This is a genomic window from uncultured Peptoniphilus sp., from assembly GCF_946998875.1.
GTDB lineage: Bacteria > Bacillota > Clostridia > Tissierellales > Peptoniphilaceae > Peptoniphilus_A.
This window is the reverse complement of the sequence record NZ_CAMQAY010000007.1, coordinates 1-21,821: the sequence shown is the minus strand read 5'-3', so window position 1 is coordinate 21,821 and position 21,821 is coordinate 1. Positions and strand designations below refer to the sequence as shown.

The window sequence follows — 21,821 nt, the reverse complement described above, 5'->3', positions numbered from 1 at the left end:
AAGATGACAATATACGACAAATTATTTGAAGAAGAATATAATATTGATAAAAAAATAATTGATTTTGTAAATAAAAATGAAGAAAAATTAAAAGATAGATTTCAAGAATTTAGTGACATTGCACAGTATAATCAAGTCAAAATTTTAAAGGCTATGCAAGAAGAAGGTTTAAAATCTACAGATTTTAACTGGACTACAGGCTATGGATATGGAGATATTGGAAGAGACAAGGTAGAAAGTATTTACACTAGAATTTTTAAGACAGAGGATAGTCTCGTTAGGTCAAACATTGTTTCAGGAACTCATGCAATAACACTTGCAATTAAATCTGTCTTAAAGCCAAAAGATCACTTCTTATCTGTTACTTCTACGCCCTATGACACGCTTCAAAAGGTAATTGGCTTAAGAGGAGACAGCCCTGACTCTTTAATAAAAACTGGATATGAATACTCTGAAGTGCCTCTTATAGATAATAAAATTGATGTAAAGAGCATAAAAAATTATATTAGAAATAACACTTCTCTTGTAATAATGCAAAGGTCAACGGGCTATTCAAATCGAAGGGCCTTCACAATTTCTGAACTAAAAGAAGCAATTGATGAAGTGAAGAGGATAAATAAAAATATAAAAATTTTTGTGGACAATTGCTATGGAGAATTTACAGAACTTATTGAGCCAAGTGAGCTTGGAATAGACATTATGGCAGGTTCACTTATAAAAAATCCAGGAGGAGGAATTTCCTACACTGGTGGCTATGTAGTTGGGAAGTCTGAACTTGTAGAAAGAGCAGCAAATATATTAACAGCGCCTGGAATAGGAAAGGACTGCGGACTTACCTTTGGCATGACAAGACAAATCCTTCAAGGACTTTTTATGTCACCAAAAATTGTTGAAGATGCAATAAAGGGAGCTATGCTTTTTTCAAAATGTTTTGAAGAATTGGGCTTTAAAACTATTCCATCAAGTGATGACCCAAGAAGCGATATTGTAACTGCAATTGAACTAAAAAAACCTGAAATTTTAGAAACATTTTGCAAATACATTCAATTTTCTTCTCCAGTTGACTCAGAATTTACTCCTATGCCTTGGGACATGCCAGGATATGATGACAAGGTAATAATGGCAGCAGGGGACTTTATAGAAGGCTCATCCATAGAACTTTCAGCAGATGGACCAATGAGAGAGCCTTATTATGTATATTTTCAAGGAGGACTTTCTTACTATCATATTAAATTCGCATTGATACATCTATTAAATGCACTTGATAAGGAAAATTTAGTTACAATCCAAGAAGACTAAAATGTCTTTTGTAAAAAACAAACTCATAAAATCTTATAAACATATTTACTAAAATTTGAAATCAAATTAATCTAAAAAAAAAAGAGACGCATATACACATCCCTATAAAAGTCTCACTATTTTTTTAAATAAAGTATAATATAAATAACCTTACTGTTCATAGACAGTAAGGTTATTTTTTAGTTCATTTTTCTGTAAAGTCCAACAATTTTTCCCAATATATCAACTTTGTCAAAGTAGAAAGGTTCCATATTATCATTTTCAGGTTGAAGTCTATACCTATCCTTTTCTTTGTAAAAAGTCTTTATAGTTGCTTCATCTTCTATTAAGGCTAAAACTTTTTCTCCATTTCTTGCAGAATTTGTCTTTTCAATAATTACATAATCTCCATCACAAATTCCAGCATTGATCATACTTTCTCCCTTAACCTTTAAAATAAAAAGTTCTTTATTTGAAACAAAATCAACAGGAAGGGGCATAGTATCTTCAATATTCTGAACGGCTAAAATAGGAGCACCAGCTGTAACTCTGCCAACAATTGGCACATCCACAGTTTTCTTTTTTAGCATAAGTATGTCATCATCTTGGGGAACAATTTCAAGGGCTCTAGTTTTGGAAGCATCTTTTCTAATATAATTTGTAGATTCTAATTTTTCAAGGGCGTAATAAACAGTTGAAGTTGACTTAATATTACAACCAGCACAAATTTCACGAACAGTAGGTGGGTAGGACTTAGATTCAATAAATCTCTTAATAAAAAATAATATTTCAAGCTCTCTTTGGTTTAGATCTTCGTACATGGGTTTACCTCCTAATTTTTCTACACTAATAATATCACACTTAAACAAGTATTTCAAACGATAGTTTAAATAATTGTATTATTTCCTTGACATAGTAGAACTTTCGTTGTAACATATGTTTAGAACTTATATTTGATACAGTTGTTTACTACAAGTGTTTAAACTTAATTCGAACAAAATTATATGAGGTGATTTTATGAAGAGAATTATTATTAACAAACCAAAAGTATTTTTATTTTTATTTATAATTTTTATTTTTAATTCGGGATTAATTATTAAGGAAGTTGACGATATTAATTTTTTGAAGGAAGATGATGCTATAATAGATGTTTATACTGTAAAAAAAGGTGATACTTTGTGGACGATTTCAAATAATTATGAATATAAGAATAAAATGAAATTTATTTATGATGTGGAAAAGTTAAATAAGATTTCACCTTATGAGATTAAACCAGGTTATAAACTAGCTATACCAGTATATGAAAGGAAATAGATAAAGTTCATGCACACGCTTTTATTTGACTTATGCTTTTAAAAGATATACAATTATTCTAAGGCTTATGCCTAAAAATGATTTTAAAATTTGAAACATGAAAACTAAATAGGAGGTGTGTATGAATGGATTTTAATACTTTAATTATTGTCGTTATTATCGGAATTATTGGCCTGGCTGTTGGCTATGCTATTCGAAAATATATTTCTGAAGGTAAACTCAAAAATGCTGAAGAATTATCACAAAAGATGATTTACGATGCTGAAAATCAAGCTCAAACTCAAAAGAAAGTCTTACTTGTTGAAGCTAAAGAAGAGATTCAAAAACTAAGATCTGAGCATGAAAAGGAAGCAAAAATTAGAAGAGCTGAAATCAAAGAAATGGAAGACCGTGTTATATCTAAGGAAAAGCTTTTAGATAAAAAGTCTGCTCAAGTTGAACATAAGGACGAAAAACTTACTAAGAAATTAGAAGGTCTTCGAGAAAAGGAAGATCAAGTTGACGAACTTATTAAAAAGAGAGAAGAGGAACTTCAAAAAGTTGCTGGTCTTACCAAAGATGAAGCCAAAGAGATTTTGCTCAATGAATTGAAAAAAGAAATTACTAATGAATCAGCACTTATTATAAAAGAAAATGAAAATAGAATTAAAGAAGAATCCGGGAAATATGCAAGAAATGTAATTGCACAAGCTATTCAAAGATGTGCCGCTGACCAAGTTGCAGAATCTACTGTTGCTGTTGTTAATCTTCCAAATGATGAAATGAAGGGAAGAATTATAGGCAGGGAAGGTAGAAATATTAGGGCTATTGAATCAATAACTGGAGTAGATTTAATTATCGACGATACTCCTGAAGCTGTTGTATTATCCTGTTTTGACCCTATCAGAAGGGAAATAGCAAGAGTAGCTTTAGAAAAACTTGTAAATGACGGCAGAATTCATCCGACTAAGATTGAAGAAACAGTTGAAAAGGCAAAAAATGAAGTTGAAACTATTATTAAAGAATCAGGTGAACAAGCAGCCTACGATGCTGGAGTTCACGGACTTCATCCAGAAATTATTAAATATTTAGGTAGACTTAAATATAGAACTAGTTATGGTCAAAATAACCTTAAACATTCAGTTGAAGTTGCTGAAATTGCTGGAATATTAGCAGGAGAAATTGGTGCAGATGTTAAGCTTGCAAAGAGAGGCGGACTTCTACACGATATAGGAAAATCTGTAGATAGAAACCTTGATGCTCCACATGTTGACATTGGAGTTGAAATTGCAAGAAAATATCATGAATCCGAATTTGTAATTAACGCAATCCAATCACATCATGGCGATGTTGAACCTAATTGTGTTGAATCAGTTTTAGTTCAAGCAGCTGATGCTATTTCCGCAGCAAGACCTGGAGCAAGACGCGAAACTGTTGAATCTTATATTCAAAGGCTTGAAAAACTTGAAGAAATTGCCAATGAATTTGATGGTATTGAAAAGTCTTACGCTGTTCAAGCTGGTCGTGAAATTCGTATAATAGTAAAACCCGAAAAAATATCTGAAGCAGAAATTACTATTACTGCTAGAGATATTGTTAAGAGAATAGAGGCTGAACTAGATTTCCCTGGACAAATTAAAGTTAATGTTATAAGAGAAACTAGAGCAGTTGAATACGCTAAATAATTAAGAACCTGACTTGTGTCAGGTTTTTATTTTTATGGAGGTGATAGATTGATAAGTTCAAATTTAGTTGATGATTTTTTAGATTATATGAAGTCTACTAAGGGATCTTCTGATAATACAGTTAAAGAATATTACTACGATTTAAGAGTCTTTGTTAGATTTATAAAAAGAAGAAAAAACTTTGTGGATGATTCCATTGATTTTAATGACATTGCCATTGAAGATATAAGTCCAGAAGTGCTAGAAAATGTTACTAAACAAGATATATATGCCTATAATGCTTTTTTAGAGAGAGAAAGAAAGATTTCCAATAGATCTAAATTTAGAAAAATTTCATCAGTTAGGAGCTTTTATAATTATTTATATGCTAAAATTGAAGTAATTAAGAAAAACCCAATTATTGATATAGATATGCCTAAAGTTGAAAAAACTCTTCCTGTATATCTAACTTTGGACCAAAGTTTAAACCTTTTAAAGACAATTGAGAAGGCAAAAATGAAACCAGTTTATAAAAAAAGAGATTATGCTATTGTAACCTTATTTTTAAACTGTGGCATGAGGCTTTCAGAGCTTGCTGGTATAAACATTTCTCATTTACAAGATGACAATACACTAAAGGTAATTGGCAAGGGCAATAAAGAGAGAACTATCTATCTAAACGAGGCTTCTGTATATGCTGTCAATGAATATTTAAAGCTTCGCCCTCAAATAAAAGATGACGCCTTATTCTTGTCCATGAGAGAGCAGAGAATGAGCAACAGGTCAATTCAACACATGATTGAAAAACACATGAAAAACTCTGGACTTGATACAAACAAATACTCTGTTCATAAACTTAGACATACAGCAGCAACACTGCTTTATCAATATGGAAATGCTGACATAAGGTCTTTACAAGAGATATTAGGGCATGAATCTGTCAATACTACAGAAATTTATACTCACGTAAATAAAAAATCTCTAAAAAAGATGGTAGAATCAAATCCTCTTGCAAAAATAAAAGAAGAGGATTAATATTTAAAATACTTATATAAAGGAGAAATTATGAAAAAATTTAAAAAACTTGCAATTGTAGGAATAATGTCTATGGTTTTAAGTACATCTGTTTTTGCAGCTGGAAAATTGCCAAAGGATGCTCTTGATAAAAATGTAAATATTTATATTAACAATAATCTTCAAAGCATACCAGAAAATATGGGAAGGGCATATCTTGATAAAAATACTAATAGGGTAATGGTGCCTATTAGATATATATCTGAAAATTTAGGCGCTCAAATCAATTTTTATCAAAGAAAGGAAACTAATACTAGTGGAATTTTAATTGGAGCTATAGATGTCCTTGTAGAACTTGATATCAACTCAACTAAAGCTAAGTTAAACTTGGCAGGAGAGGATTCAGTTGTAAACTTGGATTCTCCAGCAATTTTATATGATGGAAGGACTTATGTGCCTATAAGATTTATTTCTGAAACTTTGGGTCTTAATGTTGATTGGAAAAATGATTCAGTTTATATTTCAGGTAATTTTAAAACTAAGGGTAAGAGATATAATTATGAAGAAGATAATAAGGAAGCAGAAATTAAAAAAGATAAGGCTGCCGATAAAAATATTGATGAATTAAGAAACCCAGCTGAAAAAATTCAAGAAGGAAGAGAATCTAATTCTATATTTCAATAATTTTTAGTTGATTTATTTGATACTTTAAATTTAAAGGCAAAGTTAATTTGTTTAAATCTTTATAATTTCAATTTCCTCTATTAAAAATTTTATTAGGATGATAGGGTATTGGAAAATATCTTAATTAAGAGGAACAAAAATAGTCACAAAATAATAATTTTGTGACTATTTTTATGCTTATAATTTAAATTAGCTTAAAATAAGTTATTTTATAAATAGTCACTTTCTGGCAATAAATCAATAATTGTTAAACTATTTAAATTAAGCTTAAAACAAAAAATATTTTTTTACTCATTATTTTTTATTTTAAGTTTTATTATTTTTTTCATAATTATTTTAATGTTTATATTGCTCCAATTATTTTTAATTTAATTATTCACACAGAATGTTATTATTTTAAATATCTTTTAATATTAAATTTATCTTATATTATCCTTATTAGACTAATTAATTACTTCAAGCTAAAATCTTAACTTATATTAATAATTTTAATTTTTATATTTAATTGTTTTTTTAGTTCTATATACTGTCCAATATTTCCAATAATTCTTATTTCTTTCAAATTTTTAATTAATTTTTTAAAATTCACATCAAATTAAACCATACAAATGTTCTGAACAAATATTTACTTAACATAAAAAATCTACAATTATCCTCCCTCATATAATATCATAAAATATGTTATAATTATTTTCAGGTGATAAAATGTCATTAGACGGAACAGTAGTAAAAAACTTAGTTTATGAAATAAATAATCGCGTTATTGATGGTAGAATAGACAAAATTTACCAAAATAACAATGATCTTTTGATTAATATAAGAGCTAAAGGTCAAAGAGAAAGACTCTTTATATCCATTTCTGGAAGCCCTAGAATGTATTTTAGTGATGAAATCTTCGACAGCCCGCAAAATCCTCCAGCATTTTGCATGCTTTTAAGAAAACATCTTGAGAACAATCAGATTCTTGAAGTAAGTCAATACAAAATGGATAGGATTATAAAAATTCTTGTTAAATCTCGCGATGAGCTTGGCGAATATAGCAAGAAGGCTCTTATAATTGAGCTTATGGGCAAACATTCTAATGTAATACTTATTGACGATGATTCAAAGAAAATTATTGACTCATTAAAGAGAATTAATTTTAATTTATCAAGCGTGAGAGAAATTTTGCCAGGCTTAACTTATAATCCTGAAGATATTTCAGAAGGATTTGATCCTTGTAAAGTTGATTCTATTTGTGATTTGATTAAAAATTCAAAGGAAAATTTAAATATAAAATCTTTTTTCTTAAAAAATTTTACTGGCATAAGTCCGCAGATGTGTAGCGAAATTGAATATAGGTCTAATATTGACTTTAAGAGAAACCTATCATCCTTAAGTGACGAAGAGATTATAGAGCTTGATAAAATATTTTTTGAAATTTTTGAAATTGTTAAAGAAAATAATTTTAGTCCAATAAAAATTTATAGAGAAGATTTATTTAAAGACTTCTATTCTATTGATTTGGAAAGCTTAAATGATAAGGAAAAAATAAAGGTTGAAAGCATCTCTTCCCTACTTGAAGAGTTCTATAATTCTAAATTTTTAAGAGATAGTCTTGGTTCAAAGAGTAAAGATTTAAAAAAACTTGTAAAGAAAAATATAGAAAAACTAAACAGAAAACTTTCAAACCAAGCAAATGAATTAAATGTAGCTTTAAATAGAGAGAAATTTAAGGTTTATGCAGATTTAATATCTTCTAACTTTTATATAATTGAAAAAGGTGCTGATTCAGTTACTGTTGAAAATTTCTATAATAATATGGAGGAAATAAAAATTCCACTAGATTCAACTTTAGATGGACCATCTAATGCTGCTAAATATTATAAAAAGTACTCCAAACTAAAAAATGCGGCAACATTTTTGACTGAACAAATTGAAATTGGCAAATCAGAAATTTCTTATTTAGAATCAATTTTACTTAATATAGACTTTGCTGAAAGGCCAGATGAAATTGATGAAATCTATGAAGAATTGGAAAAAGAAGGATACTTAAAGAAGAAAAAGAAAAATAATAAAAAGAAAAAAGATTCTGATGAAAATTATATTACAGTAAAAACTGAAGATGGCTTTGATATTTTTGTGGGTAAAAATAATAAACAAAACGACTACTTGACGCATAAAAAGGCGAAAAAAAATGACCTCTGGTTTCATGTTAAGGACGCACCAGGATCTCATGTAATCTTAAAAAATGACAACCGAGATTTTACAAATAATTCTCTTATAACGGCTGCAAAACTTGCTGCTAAATATAGCTCTCTTTCAAAGTCACAAAACATCCCAGTTGACTATACCTTTAAAATGTATGTAAAGAGGCATCCTGCAAAGAAGCCAGGACTAGTGACTTACACTAATTACAAAACAATAAATATAAACATTTAAAAAAGAATAAGGTTTCCCTTATTCTTTTTCTTCGTCTTCATCTATAATATTTAATCTAGTTAAAACTAATTTATAGCCATCAGCTCCGTAATTTAGAGATCTATTAATTCTTGATATAGTTGCTGTTGAAGCTCCAGTTTCACCTTCAATTTGATGATAAGTTTTATTTTTTACAAGTAATTTAACAACTTGTAATCTTTGAGCTATTGCTTGCAATTCCTTTACTGTGCAAATATCTTCAAAGAATCTATAACATTCCTCTAAATTTTCCAAAAGCAAAATAGCTTCAAATAAACCATCTACTTCTTTGCTCTTTATTTTTGAGTCGTAAATCATTTTATCCTCCTGACTTTCAAGTAATGTAGTGTAATATATGAACAATTCATATTTTCACTAATATATTAACAATTTTGCTTGCTAAAGTCAAGAAAAAATTACTGATTGTATACACTTACTTCGCTTATTCCCCTCTTATTTTTCACTTGGAAAGCTTTGTCACAAATTTGAGATAGATAAGGATTGTGAGTGACCATAATTATCTGCCTGTCAAATAAGTTTGAGGATCTTTTAAGAAATTCTCCCAAATTAAAAACATAATCGTTGCTTACATGTTTTCCTGGTTCATCCAGTATTAGTGGTCCAGATAATTTTGGCTGATTTAACTGCAAAAAGGCAATGCGAAGTGCAAGGGAAATAATATCAACTACCCCACCACCTCTTGAGATTTCAGGCTTAGTTTTTACGCTATATCCTTCAGGGTAATTGCTTTGCACAAAAAATTCAGCTATAGGAACAGATCTTGCTTCTGAAAGTTCAATTAAAAATTCGATATCAGTTTCAAAAATAAATTGCAGACATTTTGTCACAGTATCCTCAATTTGCCTTTTTGATTGCTCTCTAGCAAATTCAGAAGTCTTTTGAAATAAGAGAGAAACTTGTGTGAGAATATCGCTGTAGTTTTTCCTCTCCCTTAAAACTTTTTCTGTTTTTTCGAATTGCTCTGATAATATTTCTATTTTTCCCTCATCGCTTAAGATTTTGTTATTAAGTTGATTTAATTTGAAATCAAGTTCTTTTAAATCCAAAAATATCACAACCTAGGCATTAAATTGTTGGCTTCGTCAAAAAGTTTGTCAATTTCATTTTTTAAATTAGAAATTTCACTTTCAAGGTCTTCTGGCTTAATGCCAAGCTTTTCAATTTCAGCAAGAATTTCTTTTTTTTGCGAGTTTAACTGTTCTAGTCTTGCTTCAGATTTATATTTCATACTTTTTAATCTGTCTAATTGATCCTTTAAATTTTTTAAATTTTCTTCGTAATTCATTTAATCATTCCTCAAGTGGTACTTAATGTGTTCAATTGACTCGTCGTCGATTTTACTGTAACAGAAAGGACATACACCCATATCGATAATTGTCCTTTCATAAGATGACGTGCAATCCCTCATATTTTCATCTAAATTTTTTAATTCATTATTTGTTTCAAGAATTTTAAGAGATAAATCCTTAAAATTTTCCTTAATATCCTTTAGTTTTATTAGATAATTTGATTTATCTTCAATATTTTTTGAAATAAAATCAATTTTTTCATTATTGTCAAAATTTTTTATGTAATTATTACCTAAAATAAGCTTAGAATTGATATTATTTAAATCAGCTCTGTATCCATAAATTTTTGAATAAAAATCCATTTTATTTTTTAAAATTTCAGAAATTTTTTGAATTTCATCATTATTTTTATAATTTTTTAAAGCATTATTGACTTCTGAAAGTTCTCTAATATTTTTCTTGTATTTATCGTATAAATTTTCGTAAATAGATAAAGAATTTTTATTTTCACTAATTTTTGAAACCCTTAAAGACAAGTTATCTAAAGATTTAAGTTTATTCAAATTATTATTAATTAAATCAATCTCACTATCAGTTTTTACGACTTTATTTAAATAATTTTCAAAATTATTTTTCTTTAGAATAAAATTTTCTAAATTTGGAATTAATATCTCTAGTTTATTTAAACTTTTAAATTTTTCAACTAAATTAGAAGTTTCTTCTAGCTCAATTTTATTTTTATCGAGATTTTCTTTTAGTTTTGAAGATAATTCAAGCCTATCTTGTAAATTTTTTATTTTATTTCTTATTTTTGTAATTTTTTCGTACTTTTCTTTATAATCTTTGATATAAGAAAATTCATCTAATTGCTCTTTAAGATCCTCCTTATTTTTTCTCAATTCAACAATTTCTTGGTTAGTTCTTTTATTATCTCTAACTACATTTCTAAGGGCATCATCTACATAATTAACGCCAATTAATCTTCCAATAGCAGAAGCCCTAAGTGATGCCTGCTCATTTAATAGAAAAGGGCCATCTAATTGTTCAGCTATATTTAAAATAGTTTTGTTGTTTGAATTGTCTAAGGAAACCTTATACATATTAGTGACATCGGTGATTTCCTTTGGCACATCTATGCCAAAGCCTTCAAATCTCATTTCATTTCCTGAAGAATCTACAAGAAAGTATGAATTTTTTGATGGAGTTTTTGCTCTCTCAACTACAACTCCATTGGAGAAAGTTACCTTTACTGAGACATCCTTCTCCCCTTGTCTAATGAAATAATCTCCCTTAGGTTCATTATAAAGAGCCCACTTTATTGCCCTTAAAATTGCAGTTTTTCCCACATCAGAATTGCCAAGGATTACATTTAGTCCTCGGTCAAATTCCATCTCTGTGTATTCATGAGATTGAAAATTATGAAGTTCAACTTTTTTTATATAAATCATAAATAACTAGCTCCATTAATTTGAGCTTCTTCAACTCTCTTTAAAGCTTCTTTTTTTACTTCTTCAGAAATATTTTCACTTTTAGAAATTTTTAAAAGTAAATCAAAAATGTCTAAACTATTATAATTAGTGGTTGCATCAATACTTTCCTTAAATTCAGCAAGCTTTATTCCTTTAAATTGATGTCTTTCCATTTCAGACCTATCTAAAACTTCCTCACCTGGCTTAGCGCATTTTAAAAATCTGTCTTCAATTTTTATTTCATCAGCTAATGTTATGATGTTTACCTTTGGCCTTCTATTGATTTCAGCTTTTGAATTTGAAATTCTTATTAAAGCACCGGGATTTACAAAGTATTTATTGTCAAGCTCAACTGTTTTAAAGCCAAAATGATAGTGCCCTGCAAGAGTTATATCAGCCTTAGTACTTCTTATGTCCTCAATTAAAGTATGTGAAACCTCTTTTAAAAAGGGCTTGTCAATTAAAAAACCATGAGTCATGTGGATTGAATACTTGCAAGTATTATCCACTTCATCTAATATATAATTCTCCCTATTGGAAGCTTCATCCATGGAATATACATAGGGAGAACCAGTAAGCTGTACCCTAATATCCTTTTCTAAAATGATTTTTTTGTAATTGACTAAGTTCATGACACCTAAATTACAAAGAAGACCAAGCATAGTTCTATCAAGAGTATCAGGATTGTGACCAAAAATATCATGATTACCACTAATAATATAAATTGGTACTCCAAAGCTTTGGAAAATTTTTGCAAAATCAGAGACTATGCTTACAGAAACATCCGGCCTATCAAAGAGGTCTCCTCCGTGAAGGACATAGTCAATTTTTTCTTCTTTAATAATACTTGCTATCTCTCTTAATTTTTCCTTTAAAGTCTCCTGGTAATCATCAAGTCTATTTTGTGGGCTTGTACCTCTAATGTGAGTGTCTGTTAAATAGAGTAATTTCAAAGAATCACAACCTATTTATCTTCTAAAAAGTTTTCTGATTTAGCATCTGTATTTTCAGCTTCAATTTCATCTTCTGGGATTAAATTATAGTGAAGTCTAACTTTATGTTCAATTTCCTTTAAAAGTTCAGGATTTCCTTCTAAAAATTCCTTAGCATTTTCTCTACCTTGTCCTAGTTTTTCTTCACCATAGGAATACCAAGCACCTGATTTTTTTACAATGTCTGCTTCAGATGCTACATCGAGAATATTTCCTACGCTAGAAATTCCCTTTCCATACATAATGTCAAATTCAGCTTGTTTAAAAGGTGGAGCAATTTTATTTTTAACAACTTTAACTCTAACTCTATTGCCTATCATTTCGTCGCCCTTTTTAATGATTTCTGACCTTCTAATATCAAGTCTTACTGAAGAATAAAATTTAAGAGCTCTACCGCCAGTAGTTGTTTCAGGATTTCCAAACATAATTCCAACTTTTTCTCTAAGTTGGTTTATAAAAACAACGGTACACTTAGATTTATTTATAGCACCAGTAAGTTTTCTAAGAGCTTGTGACATTAGTCTTGCTTGAAGACCAATTTGAGCTGCACCCATTTCCCCATCGATTTCTGCCTTTGGAACAAGAGCTGCTACTGAGTCAATTATAATTAAATCCACAGCATTAGACCTAACTAAAGCCTCTGTTATTTCAAGAGCTTGTTCACCAGTGTCAGGTTGAGAAATAATTAAGTTTTCTATGTCAACGCCAAGATTTTTTGCATATCCCGGATCAAGAGCGTGTTCTGCGTCTACAAAGGCACCTGTGCCGCCAATTTTTTGAGCTTCAGCTAACATATGAAGAGCTAATGTAGTCTTTCCTGAAGATTCAGGCCCATAAATTTCAATAATTCTACCCTTAGGTATTCCACCAATTCCAAGAGCAATATCTAGTGCAAGAGAGCCTGTAGGAATTGAATCAATATCAAGTTTAACATCGTCTCCTAAAACCATTACTGAGCCTTCTCCATATTGTTTTTCAATTTTTGACAAAACATTGTGAAGGGCTTCTTGTTTTTCTTTGCTTAATTTACTATCTTTCATAATTACTCCTTAAAATTTTTTCTAAGTACAAAAAGTATTTGAGACAATACTCTATTAACAGTGCTTCTTCTTATTTTATTTCTATCTCCTGTAAAGAAATAATGCTTATTATAATAATTCTCATCTGAAAAATAAATACAAGTGAAGACATTTCCCACTTCAGTTTCAGATGAATTAGGTCCTGCTTCCCCAGTTGTAGAAACTCCAATATTGGCATTAGATCTTTCCTTAACGCCTTTTGCCATCTCAAAAGCTGTATTTTCACTAATTGCTCCAAACTCATCTAAAGTATTCTTAGAAACCTTTAAATTTTTATTTTTTGAATCGTTAGAGTAAGTGACTAAGGAAGTTTCCATGACCTTTGATGCTCCACTGATATCTGTAATGGCAGAGCTAAGCATTCCACCAGTAATGGATTCGGCAAAGGAAATTTTTAAATTATTCTTTTTTAAAATTCTCACAATTTCTTCAGCCACATCATCATTATTTTCTGAATAGACATGAGTGTTAAATTCGGCATATAAGGACTTTACAACTTTTTCTATTGAAAATTGTAGTTCATCTTTTTTAGTATTCTTACCAATAATTTTTACTTCAGTATAAGTTCCATGAGCAAAAGTATTTATGCTCACAGAATCATCGTCAAAGGACATCTTTCTAATTCTATCTTCAATTACTGATTCTCCAAGACCAATAATGTCAATGGATTTTACCATAATATTTTCCTCGGTAAAGGATTTATTGGCAAAATAATAATCAAGCATAGGCTCCATCTCATTTGGTGGCCCTGGAAGAAGAATTATTCTCTTTCCCTTAAATTCAATTGATTCGCCAAGGGCTACTCCCCACTTATTTTCAATCTTTTCTGAGCCTTCTATTAACATAACCTGCTTTAAATTATTGTTAGTCATGGTCCTACCAAGTCTTGTAAACCTATCAATCATCTTTTCCTTTTCAGCTTGGTCAAGATAAATTTTTCTGTTTAAAAACTTAGCCACAGCATCTCTTGTTATGTCATCATTAGTGGGTCCAAGCCCACCACTTATAATAATTAAATCAGAGAACTTTGTAGAGTATTCTAATTCCTTAACTATTTCATCTAAGTCATCGTCTACAGAAACTTGCCTATTTACTTCAATTCCCATGTCAGTTAACTTTTCAGAAATGTATTTCGAATTTGTATTAGTAATTGAGCCAATTAAGATTTCTTTTCCAACTGTCAAAATGCTAGCTTTCATATTTCTCCTTAAATATTTTCTAAATCAAGAACTTTTTTATTTTTAATTAAATAATCTGCCCCTGAAATTACAGTGAACACTACAGCTAAATAAAATATTCCCATGCCAATAGGTCTAAGACTTCCTATTCCTGTTAAAAGTAAAATATTTGATATTAACTGTGTAACAGTTTTAAATTTTCCAAGAGGACTAGCTGCAATTGTGATATTTTCAGAAGCTGCAATAATTCTAAATCCAGTAATAGTAAATTCTCTTGCAATTATAATAATTACAGCCCAAGCTGGCATTTCTCCAGTGCTAACTAGCATAATCATAGCTGAGCATACTAAAATTTTATCAGCAAGAGGATCAGCAAATTTTCCAAAATTAGTAACTAAATTATCTCTTCTTGCAAGATAACCGTCTAAAAAATCTGTAAAAGAAGCAATGGCAAATATAATAGTTGCAATTATTCTTGAATTATTAAAATCTAAATACATGCATAGGACAAAGATGGGAACCATTAAAGTTCTCATAAGAGTCAATTTATTTGGAGTATTCATATAGCTTCACCTACTAAATCATAATCTAAAGTATCAATGACTTTAACTTTAACAAAATCTCCTACTTCTAAATTTTTATTGGACTCAACATAGGTCACTCCATCAATTTCAGGAGCATCCATGTAAGTTCTTCCCACATAATTATTTTCGTCAATTTTTTCTTCTATTAACACTTCTAAAGTTTTATCTAAATTTTTTGAAAGGATTTCATTAGAAATATCGCTTTGAATTTCCATAATTTCATCTTTTCGTCTCTTCTTAACTTCATCAGCTATTTGATTATCTAAAAGATTTGCCTTTGTTCCCTCTTCTCTAGAGTACTCGAAAACTCCAAGCTTGTCGAATTTAATATCTTCTATAAAGTCCACAAGATCTTTAAAGTCTTCATCATTTTCTCCAGGAAAACCAACTATAAAAGTTGTTCTAATTACAATTTCTGGAATGGCTTTGCGTAAATTTCTAAGAGTCTTTATAATATGGTCTTTGCTGGTTTTTCTGTTCATACTTTTTAAAACATTGTCAGAAATGTGTTGAAGAGGCATATCAACATATTTTACTAGTTTATCATTATCTCTAAATTCTTCTATTAATTCATCAGTAAAATGGTCAGGATATAAATATAAAACGCGAATCCACTTTAAATCTTCTATTTTGGAGATTTCTTTAATTAACTTTGCCAAAGAATATTTTGAGTATAAATCTATTCCATAATCAGTAGTATTTTGTGCTATTAAAATAATTTCTCTTGCACCTTTACTTACTAGGTATTGGACTTCAGAATATATATCTTCAATTTTTCTAGATCTGTTTTTGCCACGAAGTGATGGAATAATGCAGTAAGAGCAGTTGTTATTACAGCCTTCTGAAATTTTCACAAATTCAGTTTTTTTAACCTCTTCCTTTTTTATACCTTCAATATAAGCTGAGTTTAAATTGTCAGTCTTTACAAATAAATCTCCAGCCATACTTCTGTCTAAGAGCTCGTTTATATAATTTATATTTCCTGTGCCAATAATCCCATCAATTTCTGGGATTTCCTTTAGAAGTTCTTCAGGATATCTTTGGGCTAGGCATCCTGATAGAAGAACTTTTTTGCATCTTCCCTCATTCTTATATTCAACTGACTCTAAAATTGTGTCAATCGACTCTTCCTTGGCTGCATCAATAAATCCACAAGTGTTTACAATTAAAATATCGGCATCACTTGCATCCTCAACCATTTTGTATCTATCTTTATTTAAAAGTGAGTACATCATAGATGAGTCGACTTCATTTTTTGAGCAACCCAAGGTAACTATATGCACATTATTCATCTTCATCACCTAAAATTATATCTATTTCTTCCTTGGTCTTTAAAAGTTTTCTAGGCTTAGACCCTTCATGAGGTCCAATGATGCCCATTTCTTCCATTTGATCTACGATTCTTCCAGCTCTTGAATAACCAACCTTTAATTTTCTCTGAATATAAGAAATTGAAGCTTGTTCATCATTAACTACAAGTTCAACTGCTTCTTTAAAAAGCGGATCCTTTTCGTCATCAACTTTTATTTTTTTGTCTTCTATAGCCTTTTCTATTTTTGATTCAAGGCTAGTTTTTATTTCGTTATTATTTTTTACAAAGTCAACTACTCTTTCCACTTCGCCGTCACTAATTAGTGCACCTTGTATCCTCTTTGGTTTTGGATATTTGCTTGGATAAAATAACATGTCGCCCTTGCCAAGAAGTTTTTCCGCTCCACCCATGTCAAGAATCGTCCTTGAGTCCACAGAGGATGCTACAGCGAAAGCAATTCTTGAAGGTATGTTGGCCTTAATAGTTCCAGTAATAACATCAACAGAAGGCCTTTGCGTTGCTAGGATTAAGTGCATTCCAGCTGCTCTTGCCTTTTGTGCAAGTCTTGCAATATATTCTTCGATTTCCTTTGATGCAACCATCATAAGGTCTGCAAGCTCATCAACAATAATTAAAATCTTAGGAAGTTTTTCATCTTCCCTTCCCTCTTCTACCATCTTTTTATTGTAGCCCTTAAGATCTCTAACATGATTTTCAGCAAAGGCAAGGTATCTTTTTTCCATTTCATCAACAGCCCAATTAAGTGCAAAAGCTGCCTTCTTAGGATTTGTTACTACATCAATTAAAAGGTGTGGTATGCCATTATAAACGCTAAGCTCAACTACCTTAGGATCAATTAACATTAACTTTACATCCTTTGGTGAGGACTTATAAATTACACTAGTAATTATTGAATTAATGCAAACTGATTTACCAGAGCCCGTTGCTCCTGCTATAAGTAGATGAGGCATATCCTCCATGCCAGAAATTAAAATATTTCCCTCAACATCTTTGCCAAGAGCTAACGGAATATCAGAATTAATAGTTTTAAATTCATTGGAATCAATTAACTCTTTAAGTCCAACTGCATCTTTTTCACTGTTTGGAACTTCAATTCCCACAACAGTTTTGCCAGGTATCGGAGCTTCAATACGAAGATCCGAACTGGCTAGAGCCATGGCAATATTGTCACTAAGTCCAACAATTCTGGATAATTTTATGCCAGGAGCTGGTTTTAGCTCATAGGAAGTAATAACAGGTCCGCGATTTATGGCAACAACTTTAGACTCAATTCCAAAGTTTCTCATAGTGTTTTCTATGATTCTTCCCTTTTCTATTACTTCATCTTTGGAAAAGCCTCTCTTTGATTTAAGTCTATCTAAAAGAGCAATATCTGGATAAGTGTAGATGAATTCTTCTCTATTTTTGTTTTCAATATCATCTTTTATTGTATTAAGAACATCGTCATCATTTTCTACTTCAAAATCTTCAACGTTTTTATCTACTGCCTTATCATTGTTTTCAATAAGATTAATTTCTTCAGACTTTTCTTCTTCAAGGTTTTCAAAAGTATTATCACAAGAATAATCTTTTATAACTAAATTTTCTCCAAAATCTTCAGTTTCAATTGAATCTGGCTTTTCTTCTTTAGCTCTTTTTAACTCTAATTTTTCTTTCTTTAGATTTTCTCTTTCAATTTTCTTCTTTTCTTTCTCATCTTGCTTTAGTTTTCTTTCAGCTTTCTTTACTTCATAGGTCTTCTTTTTGTCTTCAAAATATTCGCCAAGATCTTCAGAAAACATAATTATTTGGTCAATATTAACTTTAAGCATGAAATAAATTGATGCCAGTATTATTAGTCCAAGAACTAAGTAAGTTCCAAGAGAGCCTAAAAGTTTATAAGAGAAAAATCCAAAGATTGCACCAATTATACCACCACTTCTTGTGATATCCATATACTCTGTTGACTTAATAATTCTTTCGATTAAAGTCATGTCCATTTCCTTAGATCCATCAAGGAAAACTAAAATACAGAAAAATATTACAAGAGAGCAGATTATATATCTTCTCATGTGAAATTTCGTAGCTTGAATATTATATAGAATTCCCCAAAAAATAAGTAGAAGTGGAATTATAAAGTTACCTGAGCCTGAAATAACAGAAAATAATTTATAAATTAATGTGCCAATTATTCCCATTCTCTGACTGTAAAGAGAAATAAAAAAGACTATGCCTATTACAATTAAAAATAGACCAATTATTTCTTTGCCAGAAGATGTTTCAGAACTTGTCCTTCTTCTTTTGCTAACATTTTTTTTATTTGAATTTTTTTTATTGTTTTTTTTATTTTTTATCAAGAGATAGCACCTCAATAATATTATAACAATTTGTTGTCTTAAAGACCAGTGTGACCAAAGCCTCCATCGCTTCTTTCAGTTTCACTAATCTCTTCAACTTCAACAATTTCTGGAGTTTCTATTTTCATAAAAACAATTTGCGCAATTCTTTCTCCATCTTTAATGACAACTTCATCCTTGCTCATGTTTATAAGAATTACTTTTAACTCTCCCCTATAATCAGAATCAATTGTTCCTATTCCATTAGGTAGACCTAGACCTTTTTTTAATGCAAGACCAGATCTAGCTCTAACTTGCGCTTCATAGCCCTTGTCAAATTCTAAAAATAATCCAGTTGGAACTAACACTCTATCAAGTGATTTTAAAACTAAATCTTCATCAAGATTAGCTCTAAGATCCATTCCTGATGATCCTTCTGTTTCATATTTAGGAAGTTGATGCTTGCTTTTATTAATAATTTTTAATTTCATAAATTCCCCTTTAAAAAATCGCATTAAAATAAATCTTAATGCGACTAAAATTTTATTTACTTATCTTGTTCTTTCTTATTATCTTCTCTCTTTAATAGAGCTTTTCTTGAAAGTGAAATTTTACCAGTATCATCTGAAATATCAATAACTTTAACTTCTACTGCATCGCCAACTTTTAGAACATCATCAACGCTATTTGTTCTTTCGTGAGCAATTTCTGAAATATGAAGAAGTCCTTCAGTTCCCTTTTTAAGTTCAACAAAGGCACCAAATTTAACAATTTTCTTAACTTTACCAGTGTAAACTTCTCCAACTTCGATTTCTTTTACTATATCTTCGATAATAGCAATTGCTTCTTTAGCTCTTTCATCACTTTCTGAAAGAATAGAAATTCTTCCGTCATCATCGATGTCGATCTTAACGCCAGTTTGTTCAATAATTTTATTAATTATCTTTCCGCCAGCACCAATTACTTCACCAATTCTTTCAGGGTCAATAGAAATCATATGGATTATTGGAGCGTACTTAGAAAGTTCTGCTCTTGGTTTTTCAATAGTTGTTGCTAGGTGGTCAAGTATTTCAAATCTTGCAACCTTCGCTCTTTCAAGAGCAACTTCAAGGATTTCTTTTTTTATTCCTTCTACTTTAATATCCATTTGAATAGCAGTGATGCCCTCACGAGTACCAGCTACTTTAAAGTCCATATCACCAAAGTGGTCTTCAAGACCTTGAATGTCAGTTAAAATTTTTATAACACCATTTTCTTCAATAAGACCCATAGCAATACCAGCTACTGGTGCCTTAATTGGAACACCTGCATCCATTAATGCAAGAGTAGATCCACAAATAGATGCTTGTGAAGATGATCCATTAGAGGATAATACTTCAGATACAACTCTAATTGTGTATGGGAAAGTTTCACTATCAGGTATTACTGGAATAAGTGCTCTTTCAGCTAAAGCACCATGGCCTATTTCACGTCTTCCTGGTGATCTTGAAGGTTTAGTATCTCCTACACAAAATCCCGGGAAATTGTAGTGGTGAATATATCTCTTTGGCTTGTCATCTCCAAGTCCATCAATTACTTGTTCTTCTGAAATTGCTCCAAGAGTTGCAATAGAAAGTACTTGAGTTTGTCCTCTAGTGAATAGTCCTGAACCATGAGTTCTTGGAAGAACTCCTACTTCAGAAGAAAGAGGTCTAATTTCAGTAAGTTTTCTATCGTCGGGTCTTCTTTCATCTTCAAGAATGCCACGTCTAACTTCAGTTACTTCTATTTCTTCTAAGGCAGCTTCAACGTCTTTTGCGTTTTCTTCCATTAGGTCTTTAAAATGTTCTCTAATTTCTTCTTTTGCTGCTTCTGTTTTTTCAACTCTTACAATTTTATCTTTTTGTCTAATTGCATCAACTAATAAGTCTTTGCCATATTCTTTAACTTTAGAAACAATTTCTTCGTCAGCTTTGAATACTTCATAAGCTGCCTTTTCTTTTCCAACTTCTGAAGTTATTTCATTGATAAATTTACAAATTTCTTTGATAACTTCATGTCCTTGTAAAATTGCTTCAAGCATTTCTTTTTCACTTACTTCTTGTGCTCCTGCTTCAACCATCATAATGGCAGATTCAGTTCCAGCAAGTGATAAATTAATTCTAGAATTGTTTCTCTCTTCTTCATTAGGATTTATAATATATTTTCCATCAATAAATCCTACTTCAACTGAACCAGTAGGTCCATCAAAAGGAATATCAGAAATAGAAAGAGCAATAGAAGAACCAATCATGGCAACAATTTCTGGTGAATGATCTTGGTCAACACATAAAACAGTTGCAACTATTTGCACATCATTTCTATATCCTTCAGGGAAAAGAGGTCTAAGAGGTCTGTCGATTAATCTAGCAGAAAGTGTAGCTTTTTCGCTTGGTCTACCTTCCCTTTTAATAAATCCACCAGGAATTTTTCCAACAGCATACATCTTTTCTTCGTAATCAACACTTAGAGGAAAAAAGTCGATTCCCTCTCTTGGTTTAGATGAAGCTGTAGCTGTTACTAGGACAACAGTATCTCCATATTGTACTAAACAAGCTCCATTAGCTTGTTCTGCAACTTTTCCAATTGTAACTTTTAACTGGGAACCTGCAAGATCCATAGTATAAGTTTTTTCCATTATTTCCTCCTTCTAATAAGAAAGAGCGGAATTACCGCTCCTATTATCCTCTTATTTGTAGTTTTTTAATAAGTGTACGATATCTTTCTATATCACTATTTTTTAAATATCTTAATAAGTTTCTTCTCTTACCAACCATTTTAAGAAGTCCTCTTCTTGAGTGGTGGTCTTTCTTGTGAATTCTTAAGTGTTCGTTTAAATCGTTAATTCTTCTAGTAAGAATTGCAATTTGTACTTCTGGTGAACCTGTGTCACCTTCGTGAGTTTTAAATTCGTCAATAATAATTTTTTTAATATTTGGTTCTAACATATTTTCCTCCTAAATTTTTAATACAGCTAATCAAAGTAGGCGTCGAGGAGCGACCAACTGTGAATAGCTATTTAACCTTTTATATATTACCACGAAATGCAACAAATGTAAAGTTATCTATTTCTTGTAACTAAAACATCTTTTGCAATTTGTTTAAATAATTCTTCTAGACTATTAAACTTTAATTCAGGTCTAACAAAATCTAAAAGTTCAAGCTCTACAA

At 30.4% G+C, this 21,821-nt stretch carries 21 protein-coding genes; 6 read left to right on the top strand and 15 right to left on the bottom strand.

What is annotated here, in order from left to right; genetic code table 11:
* Positions 1-3 precede the first annotated feature (3 nt).
* Entirely contained in the window at positions 4-1,299 is a 1,296-nt protein-coding gene (locus Q0U74_RS03750) for a methionine gamma-lyase family protein (protein WP_297392763.1), read from the top strand.
* 179 nt (positions 1,300-1,478) lie between these two features.
* Here the strand turns inward: Q0U74_RS03750 and lexA are convergent, their stop codons facing one another.
* On the bottom strand, positions 1,479-2,099 hold the full coding sequence (gene lexA, locus Q0U74_RS03745) for a transcriptional repressor LexA (RefSeq protein ID WP_297392762.1): 621 nt from the start codon (positions 2,097-2,099) through the stop codon (positions 1,479-1,481).
* A gap of 196 nt (positions 2,100-2,295) precedes the next feature.
* On the opposite strand from lexA, the gene Q0U74_RS03740 reads away from it, so the two are divergent.
* From Q0U74_RS03740 to Q0U74_RS03720, 5 genes are all read left to right on the top strand, one after another.
* Positions 2,296-2,592, top strand: a complete 297-nt coding sequence (locus tag Q0U74_RS03740) for a LysM peptidoglycan-binding domain-containing protein (RefSeq protein WP_297392761.1) — start codon at positions 2,296-2,298, stop codon at positions 2,590-2,592.
* Between the two features lie 125 nt (positions 2,593-2,717).
* Positions 2,718-4,256 carry a ribonuclease Y gene (rny, locus tag Q0U74_RS03735; protein ID WP_297392760.1) on the top strand — a complete coding sequence of 513 codons (1,539 nt, stop codon included), beginning with the start codon at positions 2,718-2,720 and terminating at the stop codon, positions 4,254-4,256.
* Positions 4,257-4,304: 48 nt separating this feature from the next.
* Entirely contained in the window at positions 4,305-5,270 is a 966-nt protein-coding gene (locus tag Q0U74_RS03730; protein ID WP_297392759.1) for a tyrosine recombinase XerC, read from the top strand.
* A 30-nt stretch (positions 5,271-5,300) separates the two neighbouring features.
* Positions 5,301-5,933, top strand: a complete 633-nt coding sequence (locus Q0U74_RS03725) for a copper amine oxidase N-terminal domain-containing protein (RefSeq protein WP_297392758.1) — start codon at positions 5,301-5,303, stop codon at positions 5,931-5,933.
* A gap of 705 nt (positions 5,934-6,638) precedes the next feature.
* A complete protein-coding gene (locus Q0U74_RS03720) occupies positions 6,639-8,354 on the top strand; it encodes an NFACT family protein (protein WP_297392757.1) in 1,716 nt (571 codons plus the stop codon).
* Positions 8,355-8,372: 18 nt separating this feature from the next.
* Here the strand turns inward: Q0U74_RS03720 and Q0U74_RS03715 are convergent, their stop codons facing one another.
* The 14 genes from Q0U74_RS03715 to Q0U74_RS03650 all read right to left on the bottom strand — a co-directional run.
* Entirely contained in the window at positions 8,373-8,690 is a 318-nt protein-coding gene (locus Q0U74_RS03715; protein WP_019124432.1) for a YerC/YecD family TrpR-related protein, read from the bottom strand.
* A 98-nt stretch (positions 8,691-8,788) separates the two neighbouring features.
* Positions 8,789-9,439, bottom strand: coding sequence for an ATPase (locus Q0U74_RS03710; protein ID WP_297392756.1), 651 nt, complete (start codon positions 9,437-9,439; stop codon positions 8,789-8,791).
* A gap of 5 nt (positions 9,440-9,444) precedes the next feature.
* Positions 9,445-9,678 (bottom strand): hypothetical protein, encoded by a 234-nt coding sequence (locus Q0U74_RS03705; RefSeq protein WP_070610795.1) that lies wholly within the window; start codon positions 9,676-9,678, stop codon positions 9,445-9,447.
* Positions 9,679-11,130, bottom strand: coding sequence for an AAA family ATPase (locus Q0U74_RS03700; RefSeq protein WP_297392755.1), 1,452 nt, complete (start codon positions 11,128-11,130; stop codon positions 9,679-9,681).
* Complete coding sequence (locus Q0U74_RS03695) at positions 11,127-12,104, bottom strand: metallophosphoesterase (protein ID WP_297392754.1); 978 nt, start codon at positions 12,102-12,104, stop codon at positions 11,127-11,129. Before Q0U74_RS03695 ends, Q0U74_RS03700 begins: the two co-directional genes overlap by 4 nt.
* Positions 12,105-12,115: 11 nt before the next feature.
* Entirely contained in the window at positions 12,116-13,183 is a 1,068-nt protein-coding gene (gene recA, locus Q0U74_RS03690) for a recombinase RecA (RefSeq protein ID WP_297392752.1), read from the bottom strand.
* Positions 13,184-13,185: 2 nt separating this feature from the next.
* Positions 13,186-14,421 (bottom strand): competence/damage-inducible protein A, encoded by a 1,236-nt coding sequence (locus tag Q0U74_RS03685; RefSeq protein ID WP_297392751.1) that lies wholly within the window; start codon positions 14,419-14,421, stop codon positions 13,186-13,188.
* A gap of 8 nt (positions 14,422-14,429) precedes the next feature.
* Entirely contained in the window at positions 14,430-14,963 is a 534-nt protein-coding gene (pgsA, locus tag Q0U74_RS03680; protein ID WP_297392750.1) for a CDP-diacylglycerol--glycerol-3-phosphate 3-phosphatidyltransferase, read from the bottom strand.
* A complete protein-coding gene (rimO, locus tag Q0U74_RS03675) occupies positions 14,960-16,276 on the bottom strand; it encodes a 30S ribosomal protein S12 methylthiotransferase RimO (protein ID WP_297392748.1) in 1,317 nt (438 codons plus the stop codon). The genes pgsA and rimO overlap by 4 nt, the downstream gene beginning before the upstream one ends.
* Positions 16,269-18,653 carry a DNA translocase FtsK gene (locus tag Q0U74_RS03670; protein ID WP_297392747.1) on the bottom strand — a complete coding sequence of 795 codons (2,385 nt, stop codon included), beginning with the start codon at positions 18,651-18,653 and terminating at the stop codon, positions 16,269-16,271. Before Q0U74_RS03670 ends, rimO begins: the two co-directional genes overlap by 8 nt.
* A 38-nt stretch (positions 18,654-18,691) precedes the next feature.
* On the bottom strand, positions 18,692-19,123 hold the full coding sequence (dut, locus tag Q0U74_RS03665) for a dUTP diphosphatase (RefSeq protein ID WP_297392746.1): 432 nt from the start codon (positions 19,121-19,123) through the stop codon (positions 18,692-18,694).
* A gap of 56 nt (positions 19,124-19,179) precedes the next feature.
* On the bottom strand, positions 19,180-21,288 hold the full coding sequence (locus tag Q0U74_RS03660) for a polyribonucleotide nucleotidyltransferase (protein WP_297392745.1): 2,109 nt from the start codon (positions 21,286-21,288) through the stop codon (positions 19,180-19,182).
* A 43-nt stretch (positions 21,289-21,331) separates the two neighbouring features.
* On the bottom strand, positions 21,332-21,598 hold the full coding sequence (rpsO, locus tag Q0U74_RS03655) for a 30S ribosomal protein S15 (protein ID WP_075658746.1): 267 nt from the start codon (positions 21,596-21,598) through the stop codon (positions 21,332-21,334).
* Positions 21,599-21,711: 113 nt separating this feature from the next.
* Positions 21,712-21,821, bottom strand: a 110-nt coding sequence (locus Q0U74_RS03650; protein ID WP_297392803.1) for a riboflavin kinase, incomplete at its 5' end; no start/stop codon positions are given.